This is a genomic window from Mesorhizobium sp. WSM4307, assembly GCF_007003945.1.
Lineage (GTDB): Bacteria > Pseudomonadota > Alphaproteobacteria > Rhizobiales > Rhizobiaceae > Mesorhizobium.
Genome location: NZ_VFTB01000002.1, coordinates 165,240 through 183,850, shown reverse-complemented (window position 1 = coordinate 183,850; position 18,611 = coordinate 165,240). Strand labels below are relative to the sequence as shown.

Sequence of the window (18,611 nt, the reverse complement as noted above, 5' to 3'; positions counted from 1 at the left end):
CGTTGGCCGTGAATGACCCCGGCGCGCAATGCATATCTGACTCGCGGCTCGCTAGCCAGCGAAGCAATGGTATGATTTTCTCAGCTTAAATTTTGGTTGAGATCGACACGCGATCGGACTCATCATCGCAAAAATCCGCTGCTGATCTTCTTATATCGCAAGCAATTTCACACCGGCATTCTCGATGCGAAGCCGCCATGAAGCCGCGAAGATTAGCGAGCGGCTTCACGCATGATCTTCGTCCGCGAATATCACGACCTGCCACCTCATCGAAGCAATCATCTTCTACGAGTGAGCGATCCATGCGGATCACGAGCGCGACGCGACGACCAATCTGAAGATCACCTTGTCAAGCGCAGTTCCATCGCCAGCGGCTGATTGACAGACAACTCTGCAAGGCAGAGTATTCTGCGTAAATTCAGGAGCTGGCGATTTGATTTCGGTCACACAAAGGCAACAGACAGGACCGTTGCCCGCAATCGCCGGGCCATGTTGCGACGGTCCAGGGCCTTGCCGCAGTAGAGCCTATCGGTGAGCGCCGACGACATCATCCATCAGAGCATACGGCTCAGGATCATGGCCATCCTGAACACGTTGGAAAAGCGCGAGGCGCTGGAGTTTACCCAGTTGAAGGCCATGATCGAAACGACCGACGGAAATCTCGGAGCGCACATCGATACGCTGGCCAGAGCGGGCTATGTCGATGTCGAAAAGCTTTTCGTCGGGCGACGGCCGCAGACCCGGGTCAAGGCAACGACAATTGGGCGGCGGGCCTTTCGCGGCCACATTGCTTTTCTTCGCAAGATCATCGATCAGGCCGAAGTGACGCAACGCAGGAAATAGGCGCTGCGACTGAGCGATCTCTAACTCTATGCGTTGACGCAATTCCCTCGGGAAAGCGCCATGCGCTTTTCCCGGGAAAACCATTTCACACTTTTCCTGGAATTGCTTTTAGCGCGCGGCGACCACGGCAACGCCGGCGCCGATCATGACGCCGCCTGCCGCGCGGTTGACCCGGCGCACTATGCTGGGCGTGCGCAGCAGACTGCGGGCACGGCCGGCGAGGAGAACATGCCCGCCGATCACCACAATCTCGACAGCCAGGATCACCGCGACCAGAATGCCAAGATGCGCTGGTGTGAGCGAAGCCCCGAGCACGTTGGGCAACAGCGCCACGTAGAACAGCGGCATTTTCGGATTGCCGAGATTGAGCGCGACACCCGTGGCGAAGATCGTCAGCAGCCCGCGCCGCCGTGAGACGGGCTGCAGTTCCGGCACGGGCACGGCCGTCCACAGCTTGATGCCCATCCAGATCAGATAGGCCGCTCCGCCGTAGCGAAGCACCGTCATGACGATTGCCATCTTGGCGGCAATGATCGACAGGCCGAGGGCTGCGAGCACCAGGAAGATAAGGATGCCGACCACCGTGCCGGCGCCATAGGCGATGCCCGACGCGGCGCCGCTGGAGATCGTGCGGGCGACGATGGTCATGTTGTCGGGGCCAGGGCTGGCGGCGAACACGAAGAAGGCTGCCGCGAAGGCAAGGATGGTGGCAAGGTCCATGAAGGTTTCCCGAAAGTGACGTGTTGCTCTCGGGTGTCCAGGTTAGCCGATTTGCCTGCCGTCGATAGCCCGAAAGTTCAGATTGTCGTCACGATTGATAACCGAGGCAGATGGCGCCGAGCGCCACGATGGCGCAGGCGCCGACCCGGCGGGGCGTCAGCGTCTCGCCAAGAAACAGCCGGCCGATGAAGGCCGCGAAGACGACGCTGGTCTCGCGGATCGCGGTGATCGGGCCGGCCGGCCCGAGCGCGAAGGCCGCCACCACGACGCCATAGGCGAGAAGCGCGAACAGGCCGCCGCCCAGTGCCTTCCACGTTTCCGGCGCCCGCGGGTCGACAGCAAGCCGGCCGCGGCAAGCAACGAAGGTCGCCGGCAGCAATGCACCATAGGCCAGCAGCACCCAGGCCGTGTAGGCGCCGACATTGCCCGCCACACGAACGCCGATCGCATCGACCGTCGCATAGGCGGCGATGATTGCTCCCGTTGCCAGCGCGTAGAGGATCGATGTCGTGGCGGCTCTTCCGCGCCCGAGTGACAGACCCATGATGCCGCCGCCGACCAGGGCAACGCCGACGGTCTCCAGAACGGTGAGTTGCTGGCCGGCGAGCAGGAAGCCACCAAGGGTGACGAGCAGAGGCACGCTGCCGCGAACAATCGGATAGACCTGTCCCAATTCGCCATATCTGTAGGCGGCCACCAGGAAGACGCTGTAGCCGACCTGCAGGCAGGCCGAGAGGGCGACATAGAGCCAGGCCGATGTAGCTGGAAAACCGTTTAAGATGGCCAGCGGAACGGCCAGCGCCGTGCTGGAGAAGCTCATGACGGTGACGGTCCACAACCTGTCGGCTCCGGTTCGCAGGAAGGCGTTCCAGCTTGCGTGCAGGATCGCCGCGAAGAGCGCGAGCCCGATGACCAGCGGGCTCATTGTGGTCTGCGCGAGGCGGCGACGATGTCCAGGGCCGTCTTGCGCGCTTCACGCAATGCGGTATCCGCCTGCCCCATCTGCGCCATCAGGGTGGCACCTTCGATCAGTATCAACAGCGTCGCCGCCACGTTCTCGGCCCGCCCGCGCGGCATCACCTCCGACAGGATCGATCGCATGCGCTGCCGAAGGCCATTCTTCTGCCTGGCGACAGCCTCGAACACCGGATGCCCGGGATCGCCGAACTCGGCCAGCGCATGCGCGAACAGACAGCCGTGGAAATCCGGGCTGCGGAACCAGCGTCCATGCCAGTCGAAAATCTCTGCGATTTTCTGCTCCGGCGTGATGCTCTTTTGGGCAAGCTGGTCGAGCTGATCGTCAAAACGCCTGGCGCGATAGTCGAGCACCGCGACGATCAGCTCGTCCTTGCTTGGGAAATGCCGGTACATCGTCATCTTGGCCACGTCGGCCTCGGCGATGATCCGGTCGATGCCGGTGGCATGAAAGCCGGCGCGGTTGAACAGCGCATAGGCGGTTTCGATGACATGCTGGCGTTTGTCGGAGGGAGTTGACGGTGCCATGGTGCTTGCCTGATGATGAGACAGGTCTGTCTCATATCTATGCAATGGATCGCGCCTTCTGTCAACACGACAAAACGCCTACGGTCGATCGAGCCGCAGGCGCCAAAGCAATCGCGAAGGGAGGCTGCGTCTAGCGCAGGACGCGGCAGCGGCCGTTATAGACCATCCAGCGGTCGAATCCCGAGACACAGAATTCGACATTGTCGCCGATCGAGGCAAAGCCCTGGCCTTCCTCGATCAGGTACCAGATGGTCCGGTCGCGCCCGTCGGAGAGACTGACGGTGGCGCCGCAATAGCGGCGGCCGATCGGCCAGGTGTCATTGGCCGGCAGATAGCGATGCTGGTGGATGCGCCGGAAATCGGTGATCTGCACATCCGGCAGGTGCGGCACGTGATGCACCTGGTAGGAGAAGCGGCTGGTGATCTTGCTCAGCACCCAGGGCTGGCCGCAGACGCCGCCATCGTCGTCGGAATAGACGGCAAGGTCGGCCGCCTGCGCCGCCTGGGTGATACCGAGAGGCGCGGCAAACGGGGTGCAGAGCGAAATCAGAGCGGCAAGTGCGGATTTGGCGAAGCGAGTCATGGCAGCCTCTCAAGGTCGATTGCGCGCACTGTGCGGATTCGCTCGGCGGCGGTCAAGCGGTTGCCGAAACAATGGTTTCCAGAACAAGACTAGACGGTTGCCGCAAGCAGCAATCCGCCAATCACGGCGAAATTGACCAGAAAGGCGGATCGCGACGTCTGCCGTTCCAGGCCCTCACAGGCCCAGAACCGCAGCAGGAACATGTTCGCCGCCAGCGTAAACACGACCAGCGCGCCGGCGGCGAAAGGCACCGCGATGCCCATGGCAAGCAAGAAGCCGGCGACGATCTCCAACGCCGAACCCGCGGCGAGCAGGAAGGCAGGGGCCGGAAATTGCCGGGCGGCCAGATACTCGGCCATTGCCCTGAACTTCACGAAATGTTCGACGCCGGCCCATACGAACACGCCGCCGATCAGAAGCGCGCCCAGCGCCTGAACCGTTTGAGCGAACATGCCTACCTCCTGCCAGATGCCTGCCGGGGTTCAGTCCTCGGGAAGAAAGGCAGGGTTGAAGACGACTTCCCAGAGATGGTCATCCGGATCCTGGAAATAGCCGGCATAGCCACCCCAGAATGTGTCCTGGGCGGGCTTGACGGGGCGCGCGCCGGCGCTGATGGCCTGCGCCATCACGGCATCGACCTCGGCCTTGCTCGTGACATTGTGACCGATGGTGAATTCGGTCGGGCTGCGGCCGGTTTGGGCGACGCCGGCGTCATGGGCGATGTTGGAGCGCTCGAAGATCGCGAACTTCAAGCCGTTCTGCAAATCGAAGAAGGCGACGGCGCCGTGCTCGAACTCCTTGCCGATGATGCCTTCGGTCGAAAACCCCAGTCCGTTTCGGTAGAATTCGAGCGACGCCTCCAGATTATCGACACCAAGCGTGATGACACTGATGCGAGCTTTCATTTTGGTTTCTCCTTTCTATATTCTGGACTTGCACGGTATCGGTGACCTAGGCGCCGAAGTGATTGCGAATGGCACCGAAAGGCTTGGTATGGTTTGCCATGGCGGGAGCGGCCCGCATTGAAGATTTCGGCCAAAATGGCTGAGACCGTGGACCAGAACGACGAGCCGACGAGAAGACCAGGGCCGGGCAGGCTGACGAAGGCTGAAGGGATGGAAGCGGTACTGGCCCAGACCACCGGCTCTTTCCAGGAACGCCCCGCAGACAGGCGGCTGGGTGCCGCTTTCGCGTCCGTCTGGGTCCACCGCATGCGGGACCGTGACGCTCCACCGGTCGTGATAACGCCGGATGCGACGATCGACCTGCAGTGGATCGACGGCAGATTCCGGATCGCGGGACCCGACCGGGAGCCGCAGATCGAGATACTGCCGTCAGGGGCGACGATTGTCGGCTTCAGATTCCGGCCGGGGGCGGCCGCCGGTTGGCTGGGCGTGCCGGCCAACCAGATCGTCGGAGAACGCCTCGACCTCATTGACCTCTGGGGGGCGCGGGCGCGCCATCTGGCAGGCGGTGTCCGCGCCATGCCCGATCTCGCCGGCATGGCGGGACAATTGGAGAAGGCGATCGGCGCATACACGCAAGACCACCGTGCGCCCGATGCGGCCATGGGTTTTGCCTTTGACGTTGTCGACCAGGGACTGCCGGCCGACAGGCCGCTGGTGCCGTTCCTGCTGCGCACCTTGCATATGAGCGAGCGGACGCTGCGTCGCCGTTTCGAGGAAAGTTTCGGCTATGGCCCCAAGACGCTCGACCGCATCCTGCGCTTTCATCGCTACCGGCGCCTGAGGCAAATGTCCGGCGATGCTTCAACCGCGGTGCTGGCGGTCGAAGCCGGCTACTCGGATCAGGCTCATCTGATACGCGAGAGCCGGCGATTGTCCGGCGTCACGCCATCGACGCACGCGGACGCCTCCTCGAAAACATAGCAGCGCCGCCCGACGAGGTCGAAAGCCAAGGCAGCCTACTCTCCAGCCAGCCATTCCAGCGACCAGTGCGCCGGCTTTTCCACGGCAAGCAATTTGTGCAGGGCCGGCAGCACGGTTCGCAATTCGCCTTCCAGCGTAAAGGGCGGGTTGACCACCACCATGCCGCTGCCATCGAGGCTGGGTTCCAAAGAGGCCGGCCTAATCTCGAATTCCATGTCGAGGATTTTCGGGATGCCGGATTGCTTCAGTGCCTTCCTGAAGGCAATCACCGCCTTGCGGTCCTTGATCGGATACCACAGCGCATAGATGCCGCCAGGCCAGCGCCTGTGTGCCCTTATGAGCCCATCCACGAGGCGGCCGAACTCGCCCTCCTCCTCGAAGGGCGGATCGATAAGCACAAGGCCGCGCTTCTCCTTCGGCGGCAGATGCGCTCCGAGCGCCAGCCAGCCATCGAGTTCCATCACCCGCACCTGGAAGTCGCCGGCGAATTCCGCCTTCAGCCTGGCGGCGTCCTTCGGGTGCAGTTCGATCGCCGACAACCGGTCCTGCTTGCGCAGGAGATGGCGTGCGAGCAGCGGCGAGCCCGGATAGTTCTTCACGCTGTCCCCGGGATTGAGCGACTGCACCGCGTCCAGATAGGGCGCCAGCAGCGCGCCCGCCCTGGTATCGAACGAGGCATCCATCAGCCTGCCGATGCCGCCCAGCCACTCGCCGGTCTTCTGTGCCTCGACCGAGGATAGATCGTAACGGCCAATGCCGGCATGGGTGTCGACGACGCGAAATGCCTTGTCCTTCTGCTTGAGATAGTCAAGCAGAAGCGTCAGCACGACGTGCTTGACGACATCGGCGAAATTTCCGGCGTGGTAGGCGTGGCGGTAGTTCATGATCTGTTGCCGTTACGCATGTCGTTACCCCAAAACCGCTGCACACTTTTGGGCGACATCCGTCAACCCCTGCCCCAACGCGGCGGCGGTGGTTGCGAGTTCGGATTGCCCGGCCGGCCGCCGCCGGAACGCAGGGACAACAATAAGCCGATCAAGCCGACCGCCATCAGGGCGAAGCCGACCGGCCGCGCACGCCGGTCGGTTTCGCCGACACCGGAGCGCAGGATGAGATCGACGGCCCGCATCGGTATGTCCTCGGCGTCGCCCGGACCGACGGTGAAAAGGTATGAACCGGAATTGACGCTTGCGATGACGCCTGCGTCGTCGCGAAAGATCTTGTCGGGCAGCTGCGGGCTGGCCTGGCGCGGATTGTCGACATGGTTGAACTGCAACGTCGAGGCAAGCACCGTGCGGCCATTGGTGCCGGCGGTCAGCGTCAACACCGTGCGCTGCTGCGAAACGATGCGTTCGGCCCGCGCGGTGAGGTCGACCAGGACGCGGACCGGCGCGTCGCGGCTTGAGAGCGACACGCTCAACGGCTTGAAGCGGCCTTGCTCATAGACCCGCCAGGTGCCGATCTCGCGGCCGGAAAAATTGGCCATCGCCCAGGGATAGATGAAGCCGACGCCGGTGCCGGCGAGCAGGATCAGGACAAACAGAAAGCGCATTCAGACACTCACCTCGTATTCACACCTTGCCGGACAACTGGCCAGCGCCGGCACCGTCGCGCAGGCGTTCCATCTCGTCCAGCAGCATGTCGAGGCCAAGCTCGAAGGTCTTGTCGAATTCGGCGGTACCGAAAAAGCGGCCGGCGGCCATGACGTCGGGAAAATCCCGGGCCAGTTGCTCGTCGCTGACCGTGTTCACCGCCGACGGACCTTTGGCATAGCCCGCATTCTCATCCAGCACGGCACCCATCAGATAGTAGCCGACGGCGCGAAACAGCCGCGCGCTGAGTTCGGTGTCGAAGCCGCCATCCCTGAACAGACCAAGAATGCCGTTCAGCCAGGCAAGGCAGACCGGCGAGTTCATCCGGTAGGTAACTAAGAAGGTAGCATAGGCGGGATGGTCGCGGCCGATACGGCGAAAATCCTCGATGGCGATGCGCATTCTTTGCCGCCACGGAAGGTCGGCATCCGGCATTTCAAGAGCACCGACCAGCCGGTCGACCAGCGCTTCGTGCAAATGCGCCACCGAAGGAAAATGGTGGTAGATGCTCATCGCCTCGCAGCCGAGTACCGCCGCCAGCTTGCGCATCGAAAAGCCGGCGAGTCCCTCCTTCTCGATCACCTCGAAGGCCGCGTCCTCGATCATTTCGCGCGACAGGCGCCCGCGCACTCGCTTTTTTTTGATTGACGTGTCCATCGCGCCGCTTGACAGCTTACACTGTAAGGTTCATTTTCCGCATCACCTTACATCGTAAGGCTAACAAAGACCAGAGGAGAATGTCATGTCCAACTATCGCATTCCTTCATCCGTGCTTTCATCGATACACCACGGCTGCCTGCTCGCTGTCGCCGGCTGTGCGCTGGCCCTGGTCGCGGCACCTGCCTATGCCGACGACTATGATGCTACCCTCAAGGATATCCAGTCGACCATGGGCGGCGTACCGAGTTTCGTGAAGCAGTTTCCGAAGGCCGGTCTGCCCGGCGCCTGGGCCGAGGTCAAGGCCATCGAGCTCAGCGACAAGACGGCACTGCCGCCAAAGGTCAAATCGCTGATCTCGCTTGCGGTGGCGGCGCAGATCCCATGCAACTATTGCATCTGGTCGGATACGCAGGACGCCAAGCGCGCCGGCGCTACCGACGAGGAGATCCAGGAAGCCGTGGCAATGGCCGCGCTGACCCGCCATTGGAGCACCATCTTCAACGGCATGCAGGTCGATTTCGACACATTCAAGAAGGAAATGGGCGGGCAGTAGGCTATTTCGACCTGGAAGCGGTCGACCGCTTCCAGGTCGATCCATCCCCAATCGACAAAGGATCAAGCGACCGTTTTGCAGTGCCCCCAGACCGGTTGTGCCGATGTGCCGCTATGCGCATACGATGTTACGGCATCGAATGGACGCTGGCGCCTTTCCCGAAAAAATAACCGTTGGTCCGCGCCATGCGAATGAGGGGCCAATCAAGGCACGAGAGCAGCGTCAGGTCGCAGAAGGCGCGCCGCATCGATACGGGTTTATGCGGCGCGCTTGGGCCTTTGTTCCCTGCAGCATCAAGCCTTGCGCTCCCAGCGGCGGTCCGAAGTCTGCTGCCAGTAGGTCACGGCATGGCCCGCGTCCTTCATCGTCTTCCAATGCCCCCTCGCCGCCTCGACCTGGGCGGTGTCATGGCCATCGAACAGGAACACGGCGCGCTCATACCCGCCAAGGTCGGGCGGCACGGCGCCGTCGACCAGGAACCTTATCTTGGCCTCGTTGGGATTGCCGTCGCCGGTGGTCAACAGAATAGGCTGCTCGTCGGGATAAGCCTCGCGATCGGTCGCGTGCGCCAGGAAAGAATCATCGCGGAAGGTCCACAGATGCTGGTCGAGCGCGTCGCGCCGTTCCTCGGTGCCGGTCTGTACCACGGCGCGCCAGCCACGATCGACGCTGCGCTCGAGCAGGCCTGGCAGCGCCTCCTCCAGGGTCGATTCGGTCAGATGGTAGAACAGCACGTCGGCCATGGATCCGGGTCAGCTCTCATAGTGATCGCGCACCAGCCGGTCGAGCAGCCGCACGCCGAAGCCCGAGCCCCAGGACTGGTTGATCTCGTTCGACGGCGAGCCCATGGCGGTGCCGGCAATGTCGAGATGCGCCCAGGGCGTGTCCTTGACGAAACGCTGCAGGAATTGCGCCGCGATGATGGCGCCGCCATAGCGGCCGCCAATGTTCTTCATGTCGGCGTTCTTGGAATCGATCAGCTTGTCGTATTCGGCGCCGAGCGGCATGCGCCACAGCCGCTCCTGCGTCGCCTGCCCTGCCGCCGCAAGCCTCTGCGCCAATTCGTCATTGTTGGAGAACAGGCCGGCATAGTGCAAGCCGAGCGCGACCATGATGGCGCCGGTCAGCGTCGCCAGATTGACCATGAATTCCGGCTGGAAGCGGTCGTTGCAGTACCACAGCGCGTCGGCCAGCACGAGACGCCCCTCGGCGTCTGTGTTGAGCACCTCGATGGTCTGGCCCGACATCGAGGTGACGATGTCGCCGGGACGCTGGGCATGGCCATCGACGGCGTTTTCGACCAGGCCGATAATGCCGACGACATTGGCCTTTGCCTTGCGCGCGGCCAGCGCATGCATGAGGCCGGTCACTGCGGCAGCGCCACCCATATCGCCCTTCATGTCCTCCATGCCCGAAGCCGGCTTCATCGAATTGCCGCCGGTGTCGAAAGTGACGCCCTTGCCGACGAAGGCGATCGGACTGTCCTTGGGATTGCCGCCGTTCCACTGCATGACGGCCATGCGCGCGCCGCGGGGCGAGCCTTGCGCGACACCGAGCAGCGAGCCCATGCCGAGCTTCTTCATCTCCTTCTCGGTCAGGATCTCGACCTTGACGCCGAGCGTCTCCAGTTCCTTGGCGCGGGCCGCGAACTCGACCGGTCCCAGTATATTTGCCGGTTCGTTGACAAGGTCGCGCGCCAGAAGCACGCCGTCGATCACCGCCCCGGCATCGGCGAAGGCCTTCTTGGCGCCTGCCGGGTCGGCGGTGTGGATGGTTATCTTGACCGGCTTCTTCGGATCGGCCTTCGCGTCATCCTTGTCCTTACTGGTCTTGTATTTGTCGAAGGAATAGCTGCGCAGGAGGATGCCCGCCGCAAGGTTGGCGGCGTCCTTGCCATCAATCGAAGCGCCGACCAGGTCGAGCACCACGGCAACGTCGGTTGCCTTGCGCAGCGACGCCGCAACGATGCCACCAAGTTTCAGCCAGGCATATTCATCGAGCCCCGCCGCCTTGCCCGCGCCGATCGCGACCAACCTGTCGAGCGACGCTCCTTCCGGCGCCAGTATCTCGACGACGCCGGCGAACTTGCCGGTGAATTCGGCCACCGGGAAGGCCCGTTCCAGTGTCTTGCCGGGATCGTAAGCCCTGGCCGCATCGCTCAGGCCGCCGTCATCCGCCGACAGCACGAAGACCGTGCCCTTCCTGTTCGCCGCCGTCTGCGGCGCGGCGAATTTCGCAAAGGCGATTGATGGTCTCGGGTTCATCATGTCCTGCTTTCGGGGATGGCGCGCGAAGCGTTTGAAGCGATCCGCGACATTTGGTCGTTTTCCGGCATTTGGCAAGACTTTGCCAAAATGGCTACCCATATGACAGTTGGAATCGATGGCGATTCGTCGCGGCACGGCCCCGCTTCATGCCGCAACCTGTTGTTAACCATCGATGTTCGTCCTTTCTTATCCATTCCCTCCGACACTCCGATCCATTGCGGCAGCGACGTGGGACGGGAACCGGATCGCCTGCCTGATCGAGCCCATCGGAGCCAGTTGTGCGGGCGTCGCCGTGCAGCTACCCTTAGCGTGGTGGCATGATGCCGTTCGAGAAAATCGAGTAAAGCCTTCATGAAGGTCGTTGAACGCTACATCATGCGCCGCACTTTCGTGGTCTTTCTGGCAGCGCTGGTCTGGACGCTGGCCATCGTGTGGACCACGCAGGTGCTGGCCAAGATCGACCTGGTTACCGACAGCGGCCAGTCGTCGCTGACCTTCTTCGAGGTCGCCGCGCTCATTCTTCCCTCGATCGTTCCGATCGTCGTGCCTTTCGCGCTGGTGGTGGCGGTCGCACAGACACTCAGTGTCATGAATTCGGATTCCGAACTCGCCGTCGTCAACGCCGCCGGCGCATCGCGCTGGACGATCGTGCGGCCAATCATGCTTCTGGCCCTCGCGGCGAGCGTATTTTCCTTTGCGGTCGACAACGGCATAGACCCTTACGCACGGCAGAAGAACCGCGCTTTGGTGGCGCAATCGCGCGCCGATCTGTTGTCGCTGATCATCCAGGAGGGCACATTCCGCAAGATCGAGGACGGGCTGTTCCTGCAGATCGGCGAGCGGCTTCCGGACAATCGGCTGGGCGGTATCTTCGTCGCCGATTCGCGCGAGGAAGGCGTCAATCTCGTCTATTATGCCAAGTCCGGCAGCGTCGTCGAACGGGGCGGCGAAAAGGTGCTGATGATGAATGACGGCGTCATCCACCGCAAAACGCTGACCGGCGACCTCAGTGTCATCCGATTCACCTCCTACGCTTTCGACATGTCGGCCTTCATGGCGGCGGCCTCCGAAGTGACGCTGATGCCGAAGGACCAGACCACCCAGTATCTGCTCAATCCAAGTCCCAACGACAAGAATTTCCAGCAGACCCCTCAGCAATACCGGGCCGAGATCGACCAACGATTTTCGGAATGGCTGTATTCCATGGTGTTCGCGCTGATCGCGCTGGCGGTCGCCGGGGACGCGCGCTCGCATCGCGAGGCACGCGTCAATCCTTTGATCACGGCCATCACCATATCCCTCTTCGTGCGCTGGCTGGGTTTCTTTGCCGCGAGCAAAGCCGATGAAGTGCCGGAATATGCCTACATGGTCTATGGCGTGCCCATAGTGGCTTCCGCGGTGGCGATCTGGTTCATCGTCTCCAACCGGACCATGGAACTGCCGGTGGCCTGGGCGGACTGGATGACAAATCTGGCCAGCCGCGTCGGCGACGGCTGGAACGCCCTCAAACTGCGCTGGTCCAGGCGCGGCACCTCAGGTCAGGGGATCGGCTGATGGGCTGGACGCTGGGTCGTTATTTCTTCTTCCGCTACGTGACGATCACGATCTGGTTCTTCCTGGGCCTGCTGGCGCTGGTGTTCCTGATCGATTTCACCGAGCTGTCCGGCCGCACCACCGGCCTGCCCGGCTTCACCTACGGAACGGCGGTGGCCATTTCAGGCCTTCGCATGCCGATGATCATGCTGCAGACCGTGCCGTTTGTCGGCCTGTTCTCGGCGATGGCGACACTGGTTTCGCTCAACCGCCGCTACGAACTGGTCATCGCGCGGTCCGCCGGTGTTTCCGCCTGGCAATTCCTTTTGCCATGCTGCATCGGCGCGTTGCTGTTCGGTCTTGTGTCGGTCGGGCTCATCAACCCGCTTGCCGCGCACGCCTTCTCCTTGTCCGAACAGATCGAAACCCAGTTGCGCTCCGGCAAATCAAATACGGTTTCGGCCGACGCCGCCCCCTGGATTCGTCAGAAGACCAGCACCGGCGACACCATCATCGGCGCACGGGCCATCCTCGACCAAGGCATGGAGATGGCCGACGCCGTCTTTTTCGTCCTCGACCAGCAAGGCAACATCGTCGAGCGCAAGGACGCCGCGCGCGCTTACCTGCGGGACGGATATTGGGAACTGCAGGATGTGAAGACCTTCAGGAACGGCATCATCCAGCCCGCTGCAAGCGATCGTGTGCCGACCAATCTGAAGCCTGAATTCGTGCAGGAGCGGCTGGCGCGCCCGGAGACCATCCCGTTCTACGATCTGCCCGGAAAAATCGAGGTTGCCCGTTCCTTCGGCCTCAAGGCAAATGCGTTTGCCATGCAGTTTGATTCGCTGGTGGCGTTGCCGTTCCTCCTCGTCGCCATGACGCTGATTGCGGCAACAGTTTCAATGCGATTTGCGAGGATGGGACAATCGGCAACGATGATTCTGGGTGGCGTCGTTGCCGGGTTTCTGCTTTATGTCGTTTCGGTGCTGGTGAAGGCATTCGGCGTGGCGGGGTTCGTGCCGACTGCCATAGCCGCCTCGGTGCCAGTCGTGGTAGCTATGTTCTTCGGGGTGACTTTCCTGCTATACAAGGAAGACGGCTAGTGAGGGAGGCGTTCTTGCCCAGCAGCAGGCAGGCCCATTTGGCGCGCCTTTATGCCGCGAGCGCCTTGGCGTGCCTGCTTGCCTGCGCCGTGCCGTTGCCCGCGTTCGCGCAGGAAGTCGGCAAGATGGCGACCAATGTTCCGTCCGGCTCGCAGATGTTGCTGGCGGCCGACACGCTGGTCTACAACAACGACAACCAGACGGTGACCGCCGTCGGTGGTGTGCAGATCGACTATGGCGGCAACCGCCTCGTCGCCCAGAAGGTCATATACGACCGCAACACCAAGCGGATGGTTGCCACCGGCAATGTTGAAATCGTCAACAGCGACGGCACCAAGATCAATTCGCAGCATATCGATATCACCGACGATTTCGCCGACGGTTTCGTCAACGCGCTGCGCGTCGAAACCATCGACAAGGCCTATTTCGCCGCTGAAAGCGCCGAGCGCATGGGCGGCGTGCTGACCACCTTCCACAATGGCGTCTATACCGCCTGCGAACCGTGCGAAGACAAGCCAGACAAGGCTCCGACCTGGCGCGTGAAAGCCAGGAAGATCATCTGGAATGGCGAGAAGAAGACGGTTCGCTTCGAGAATGCGAATTTCGAATTCTTCGGCTTTCCGCTCGCCTACCTGCCGGCTTTCGAGATCGCCGACCCGACGGTGAAGCGCAAGAGCGGCTTCCTGATCCCGGGCATCAGCTACAACAGCCATCTGGGATACAGCGTCAAGGTTCCCTATTATTTCGCGCTTTCGCCGACATATGACCTGACGGTGTCGGGAAGCGGTTATACCAAGCAGGGTTTCCTCGGCGAGGCCGAGTGGCGCCAGCGCTTCAACAATGGCCAATACAGTTTGAAGATCGCCGGAATTCAGCAGCGCGATCCGGACGCCTTCCTTGATACCACCGCTTTCCCGACCTCCGGTGGCCACAACGTCGATTCGGGAGCGGCAGGCGATCCGAACAAGTTCCGCGGCATGATGGGCACGCAGGGGCAGTTCGCCATCAACGAACGCTGGAATTTCGGCTGGGACGTGCTGCTGCAGACCGACAAGAATTTCTCCAACACCTACAACATCAACAAATACAACGCCGCCGTCCACCAGTCGTCGGTTTATTTGACTGGTCTCAACGGCCGTAACTATTTTGACGTGCGCGCCATGCACTTCGATGTGCAGGAAGACACGCCGAACGACAATGCGGCCGCGCGAAGCGGCCAGCAGCCCTGGGTGCTGCCGTCGCTCGACTACGCGTATATTCCTGACATGTCGGTCGCCGGCGGCCAACTGTCGCTCAATGTCAATACGCGAGTCATCCGCCGCGATGATCTCGACGAGACTTTCAACGTTCCTTACAACGCCGGCACGCCCGTGCAGCGCGTGCGCGGCATCGAAGGCGAATCCGGCCGCCTCACCACCGAGGCCGAATGGAAGCGGACTTTCGTGACCGACGACGGGCTGGTGCTGACACCGCTGCTGGCGCTGCAGGGCGACGTCGACTATCTCAATGCGTCATCGGGTTCGCTCGCCGCGGTCAACCATATGGCGGACAATCCGCTGATAAATGCCAACGACGATATGCGTTCGTCGTTCGCCCGCTACATGGCAACCGCCGGGCTCGAGATGCGTTGGCCACTGCTGTTTTCCATGGCCAGCGGCTCCAGCCACGTCGTCGAGCCGATGGCGCAGCTGTTCCTGCGTCCGAACGAACAATATGTCGGCGGCCTCGCCATTCCGAATGAAGACGCCCAGAGCATGGTGTTCGACGCGACCACCCTGTTCGAACGCGACAAATTCTCCGGTTATGACCGCATCGAAGGCGGCTCGCGCGCCAATGTCGGCTTCCGCTACTCCGGCTCCTATATCAACGGCTGGGGCACCAATGCCATTTTCGGCCAATCCTACCAGATCGGCGGCGAGAACTCCTTCGCCGCGCCGGATCTGGTCAATGTCGGCGCCTATTCGGGCCTTGAGGACACCAAGTCCGACTATGTCGGCCTGTTTGGCATCAGCAGCCCGAACGGGTTCGCGGCTTCCGTCAGCGGCCGCTTCGACGAACAGACTTTCGAGGTTCGCCGCGCCGAGGTAAAGGCAGCCTATTCAGGCCTGCCGGTGTCGCTCAGCGCCAAGTACGCTTTCATCCAGGCCCAGCCGCTCTACGGTTTCACGACCGATCGGCATGAGGTGACGCTCGGTGCGTCCACGCATCTTGCCGAAAACTGGCGCGTGTTCGGGACAGGGACCTATGATCTGCAGCAAAGCCTGCTGGTCAAGGATGGGGTCGGCTTCGCCTACAACGATTCCTGCTTCACCTATCTGATGACGTACTCGCAGTCGCGCGACCTGAACACCAGGGAAGTGACGCAGAGTATCGGCTTCAACCTGTCGTTCCGCACGCTCGGCGACTTCGGCTCGTCGACCACCGCGATCGACTCCATCCAGTAGCCGGCGAGACATCGTTTCGCCGCATAGGGCTGGCACGGATTCGCGCACCCGGAAGAGGACGAAATGGGCGGAACCGGGATAGAATTGGGATGCTAATGATGAGGAAATACCTCTTTTCAGCAGGGTTCGCGCTGCTTGTGGCGGCGACATCCGTGTCGATGACGATCATGACGCCGCCGGCTTTCGCCAGCGAGATCAAATACGTCGTCAATGACGTACCAGTCACGTCAGGCGATATCGCGCACCGCGCCGCCTTCCTGAAGCTGCAGCGCAAGAAAGGCGATGCCGCCCAGGAAATGATCGACCAGACGCTGCGCCTTGCCGAAGCCAGGCGGCTTGGCATACGCATCAGCGACGCTCAGGTCGAGGCGGCCTATCAGCGCTTTGCCACCAACAACAAGATGCAGCTCGGCCAGCTTGATGGCGTGATGGAAAAATCCGGCGTCGGCAAGGATCATTTCAAGGAATTCATCCGCGCCCAGATGGCCTGGAACCAGGCTTTGAGCGCGCGTTACCGTTCCGGTGAAGGCGGCAGCGTGACCGAGCAGGATGCGGTCAGGCGCATGCTCGACAAGGGCGGTGCCAAACCGAGCGCCACCGAGTACATGCTGCAGCAGGTCATCTTCGTGGTCCCGGCATCCGAACGCAGCGCGACGCTGGCCAAGCGCAAGCGCGAGGCCGATGCCATGCGCGCCCGCTTCAACGGCTGCAACACGACGCGCGAATTCGCCAAGGGCCTGATCGACGTCACCGTTCGCGATCTGGGCCGGGTGCTGGCGCCGCAATTGCCGCCGGACTGGGCCGAGCAGATCAAGGCGACCAAGGTCGGTGGAGCAACCACCACGCGCGAGACCGAGCGCGGCGTCGAGTTCATCGGCATCTGCTCGTCGCGCGAAGTGTCCGACGACAAGACGGCCCAGATGGTGTTCCAGAGCGAAGGCTCCAACGACAAGGCCGCCGACGATCTCAGCAAGAAATATGTCGACGAGCTGAAGGCGAAAGCCCGCATCGTCAAGCGCTGACGTGAAGAGCGCGATGACCGCGCTGGCGCTGAGCGTCGGCGATCCGTCCGGCATCGGCCCCGAAATCGCCATCGCCGCCTTCCTGGCGCGCGAGGCGGTCGGCCTGCCCGCCTTTTATCTTTTGGCCGATCCGGCGCTGATCGCCTCACGGGCAAGCCGGCTGGGCGTGTCGTTGCCGATCGTCGAGACGACACCGGCACAGGCGGCGCAGGCCTTCGCGCGCACCTTGCCGATCGTTCCACTGGCAGCCCGGTTCATCGATAGCCCCGGCCGGCCGGATCCGGCCAATGCGGCCGGAACCGTCGAGGCGATCGATCGCGCGGTCGCCGCCTGCCTTGCCGGTGACGCCGCCGCCGTGGTCACCTGCCCGATCGCCAAGAAGCCGCTCTACGATGCCGGTTTCCGCTTTCCCGGCCACACCGAATATCTGGCGCATCTGGCAACACGGCACAATGGCGTCGAGGCATCGCCGGTCATGATGCTGGCCGGCCCGAACCTGCGCACGGTTCCCGTCACCATCCACATCGCCCTGGCGGAGGTGCCGAAGACCCTGACCACCGAACTGATCGTCGCGACCGCGCGCATCACCGCGGCCGACCTCGCCGGCCGCTTCGGCATCGCCAGGCCGAGGCTGGCCATTGCCGGCCTCAATCCGCATGCCGGCGAAGGCGGTTCGATGGGTCTGGAGGACGAACATATCGTGCGGCCGGCAGTCGACATCCTGCGCGCCGAGGGCATCGATGCTTTCGGCCCCCTGGCGGCCGACACGCTGTTCCATGCGCGCGCGCGGGCAGGCTACGATGCAGCACTTTGCATGTATCACGACCAGGCGTTGATCCCGGCCAAGACGCTGGCCTTCGACGATGCCGTCAACGTCACGCTCGGCCTGCCCTTCATCCGCACGTCGCCAGACCATGGCACCGCCTTCGATATCGCCGGCAGGGGCATTGCACGACCGGACAGCCTGATCGCCGCATTGAAGCTCGCCAGAACGCTCGCCGACACCGACAAAAAGGCCGCGGCCGCATGAGCGATTCCGAACGCATGAGCATCGACGGGCTGCCGCCGCTGCGCGATGTCATCGAGCGCCATGGGCTGCAGGCGAAAAAGGCGCTTGGCCAGAACTTCCTGCTCGACCTCAATTTGACCGGCAAGATCGCACGCAGCGCGGGCGACCTGACAAACACCGCGGTGATCGAGGTTGGGCCGGGACCTGGCGGCCTGACAAGAGCGCTGCTTTCCAACGGCGCCCGCCGGGTTGTCGCCATCGAGCGCGACGAGCGCTGCTTGGCGGCATTGGCCGAAGTCTCCGCTCACTATCCCGGCCGGCTGGAGGTGGTTTCCGGCGATGCGCTGAAAACCGACTTCGCCGCCCTCGCCTCCGCGGCCGCCGGAGCCAGCGGTCAGGTGCGGATCGTCGCCAATCTGCCCTACAACATCGGCACGGAACTGCTCGTCCGGTGGCTGACGGTCGTGGACTGGCCGCCCTTCTACGCCTCGATGACGCTGATGTTCCAGCGTGAGGTTGCCCAGCGCATCGTCGCCGAGCCCGGCAGCGACGCCTATGGCCGGCTTGGGGTGCTGGCCGGCTGGCGCACGAAGGCCAGGATCGCCTTCGACGTGCCTCCCCAGGCCTTCACGCCGCCGCCCAAGGTCACCTCTTCGGTGGTGCATCTGGAGCCGCGCGCGACGCCCCTGCCGGCTGACGTCAAGAAACTCGGCCGTATCACCGAAGCCGCCTTCGGCCAACGCCGCAAGATGCTGCGGCAGAGTGTGAAGAGCCTCGGCGGCGAGGCCTTGCTGGAGCGTGCGGGCATCGATCCGACCCGCCGCGCCGAAACCCTCAGTGTCGAGGAATTTGTGCGGCTGACCAATGCGGCTTAGCGCCGGCAGCTCTGG

20 protein-coding genes are annotated in these 18,611 nt (G+C 62.7%); 9 read left to right on the top strand and 11 right to left on the bottom strand.

Going from position 1 to position 18,611, the window contains the following annotated elements:
• Nucleotides 1–531 precede the first annotated feature (531 nt).
• The gene (locus FJV83_RS04445) at nt 532–843 is read left to right on the top strand and encodes a transcriptional regulator (protein ID WP_095770656.1); all 312 of its coding nucleotides are present in this window, start codon (nt 532–534) and stop codon (nt 841–843) included.
• 108 nt (nt 844–951) lie between these two features.
• On the opposite strand, the gene FJV83_RS04440 is transcribed toward FJV83_RS04445, so the two are convergent.
• From FJV83_RS04440 to FJV83_RS04415, 6 genes are all read right to left on the bottom strand, one after another.
• On the bottom strand, nt 952–1,563 hold the full coding sequence (locus tag FJV83_RS04440; RefSeq protein WP_142886391.1) for a LysE family translocator: 612 nt from the start codon (nt 1,561–1,563) through the stop codon (nt 952–954).
• Nucleotides 1,564–1,651: 88 nt separating this feature from the next.
• Nucleotides 1,652–2,488, bottom strand: coding sequence for a DMT family transporter (locus tag FJV83_RS04435; protein ID WP_095791807.1), 837 nt, complete (start codon nt 2,486–2,488; stop codon nt 1,652–1,654).
• Nucleotides 2,485–3,066: a TetR/AcrR family transcriptional regulator gene (locus tag FJV83_RS04430; protein ID WP_095788299.1), complete on the bottom strand. Its 582-nt coding sequence runs from the start codon at nt 3,064–3,066 to the stop codon at nt 2,485–2,487. The genes FJV83_RS04435 and FJV83_RS04430 overlap by 4 nt, the downstream gene beginning before the upstream one ends.
• A gap of 130 nt (nt 3,067–3,196) precedes the next feature.
• Complete coding sequence (locus FJV83_RS04425) at nt 3,197–3,649, bottom strand: hypothetical protein (protein ID WP_142886390.1); 453 nt, start codon at nt 3,647–3,649, stop codon at nt 3,197–3,199.
• A gap of 89 nt (nt 3,650–3,738) precedes the next feature.
• The gene (locus FJV83_RS04420; protein ID WP_095791810.1) at nt 3,739–4,101 is read right to left on the bottom strand and encodes a DoxX family protein; all 363 of its coding nucleotides are present in this window, start codon (nt 4,099–4,101) and stop codon (nt 3,739–3,741) included.
• Between the two features lie 30 nt (nt 4,102–4,131).
• Nucleotides 4,132–4,554 (bottom strand): VOC family protein, encoded by a 423-nt coding sequence (locus FJV83_RS04415; protein ID WP_142886389.1) that lies wholly within the window; start codon nt 4,552–4,554, stop codon nt 4,132–4,134.
• Nucleotides 4,555–4,689: 135 nt separating this feature from the next.
• On the opposite strand from FJV83_RS04415, the gene FJV83_RS04410 reads away from it, so the two are divergent.
• Nucleotides 4,690–5,538, top strand: coding sequence for an AraC family transcriptional regulator (locus FJV83_RS04410; protein ID WP_246691794.1), 849 nt, complete (start codon nt 4,690–4,692; stop codon nt 5,536–5,538).
• 35 nt (nt 5,539–5,573) lie between these two features.
• On the opposite strand, the gene FJV83_RS04405 is transcribed toward FJV83_RS04410, so the two are convergent.
• The 3 genes from FJV83_RS04405 to FJV83_RS04395 form a co-directional block, all read right to left on the bottom strand.
• On the bottom strand, nt 5,574–6,422 hold the full coding sequence (locus tag FJV83_RS04405; RefSeq protein WP_142886388.1) for a 23S rRNA (adenine(2030)-N(6))-methyltransferase RlmJ: 849 nt from the start codon (nt 6,420–6,422) through the stop codon (nt 5,574–5,576).
• 62 nt (nt 6,423–6,484) lie between these two features.
• Complete coding sequence (locus FJV83_RS04400; RefSeq protein WP_142886387.1) at nt 6,485–7,090, bottom strand: hypothetical protein; 606 nt, start codon at nt 7,088–7,090, stop codon at nt 6,485–6,487.
• Between the two features lie 19 nt (nt 7,091–7,109).
• The gene (locus tag FJV83_RS04395; protein WP_246689061.1) at nt 7,110–7,760 is read right to left on the bottom strand and encodes a TetR/AcrR family transcriptional regulator; all 651 of its coding nucleotides are present in this window, start codon (nt 7,758–7,760) and stop codon (nt 7,110–7,112) included.
• A gap of 112 nt (nt 7,761–7,872) precedes the next feature.
• Between FJV83_RS04395 and FJV83_RS04390 the strand changes: the two genes are divergently transcribed.
• Nucleotides 7,873–8,343 (top strand): carboxymuconolactone decarboxylase family protein, encoded by a 471-nt coding sequence (locus tag FJV83_RS04390; protein ID WP_095770666.1) that lies wholly within the window; start codon nt 7,873–7,875, stop codon nt 8,341–8,343.
• Nucleotides 8,344–8,636: 293 nt separating this feature from the next.
• Here FJV83_RS04390 and FJV83_RS04385 read toward each other — a convergent pair whose 3' ends face one another.
• On the bottom strand, nt 8,637–9,086 hold the full coding sequence (locus FJV83_RS04385) for a DNA polymerase III subunit chi (RefSeq protein WP_095770667.1): 450 nt from the start codon (nt 9,084–9,086) through the stop codon (nt 8,637–8,639).
• Nucleotides 9,087–9,095: 9 nt separating this feature from the next.
• Nucleotides 9,096–10,607: a leucyl aminopeptidase gene (locus FJV83_RS04380; RefSeq protein ID WP_142886423.1), complete on the bottom strand. Its 1,512-nt coding sequence runs from the start codon at nt 10,605–10,607 to the stop codon at nt 9,096–9,098.
• Between the two features lie 354 nt (nt 10,608–10,961).
• On the opposite strand from FJV83_RS04380, the gene lptF reads away from it, so the two are divergent.
• The 6 genes from lptF to rsmA all read left to right on the top strand — a co-directional run bounded on the left by lptF (nt 10,962) and on the right by rsmA (nt 18,596).
• The gene (lptF, locus tag FJV83_RS04375) at nt 10,962–12,164 is read left to right on the top strand and encodes an LPS export ABC transporter permease LptF (RefSeq protein WP_095788291.1); all 1,203 of its coding nucleotides are present in this window, start codon (nt 10,962–10,964) and stop codon (nt 12,162–12,164) included.
• Entirely contained in the window at nt 12,161–13,246 is a 1,086-nt protein-coding gene (gene lptG / locus FJV83_RS04370) for an LPS export ABC transporter permease LptG (RefSeq protein WP_179295932.1), read from the top strand. The genes lptF and lptG overlap by 4 nt, the downstream gene beginning before the upstream one ends.
• Complete coding sequence (locus FJV83_RS04365; RefSeq protein ID WP_179296324.1) at nt 13,246–15,690, top strand: LPS-assembly protein LptD; 2,445 nt, start codon at nt 13,246–13,248, stop codon at nt 15,688–15,690. Before lptG ends, FJV83_RS04365 begins: the two co-directional genes overlap by 1 nt.
• Nucleotides 15,691–15,779: 89 nt before the next feature.
• The gene (locus FJV83_RS04360; RefSeq protein ID WP_179296325.1) at nt 15,780–16,712 is read left to right on the top strand and encodes a peptidylprolyl isomerase; all 933 of its coding nucleotides are present in this window, start codon (nt 15,780–15,782) and stop codon (nt 16,710–16,712) included.
• A 13-nt stretch (nt 16,713–16,725) separates the two neighbouring features.
• Entirely contained in the window at nt 16,726–17,742 is a 1,017-nt protein-coding gene (gene pdxA / locus FJV83_RS04355; protein ID WP_185973415.1) for a 4-hydroxythreonine-4-phosphate dehydrogenase PdxA, read from the top strand.
• Between the two features lie 14 nt (nt 17,743–17,756).
• Nucleotides 17,757–18,596 carry a 16S rRNA (adenine(1518)-N(6)/adenine(1519)-N(6))-dimethyltransferase RsmA gene (gene rsmA / locus FJV83_RS04350; RefSeq protein ID WP_095788289.1) on the top strand — a complete coding sequence of 280 codons (840 nt, stop codon included), beginning with the start codon at nt 17,757–17,759 and terminating at the stop codon, nt 18,594–18,596.
• Nucleotides 18,597–18,611 lie beyond the last annotated feature (15 nt).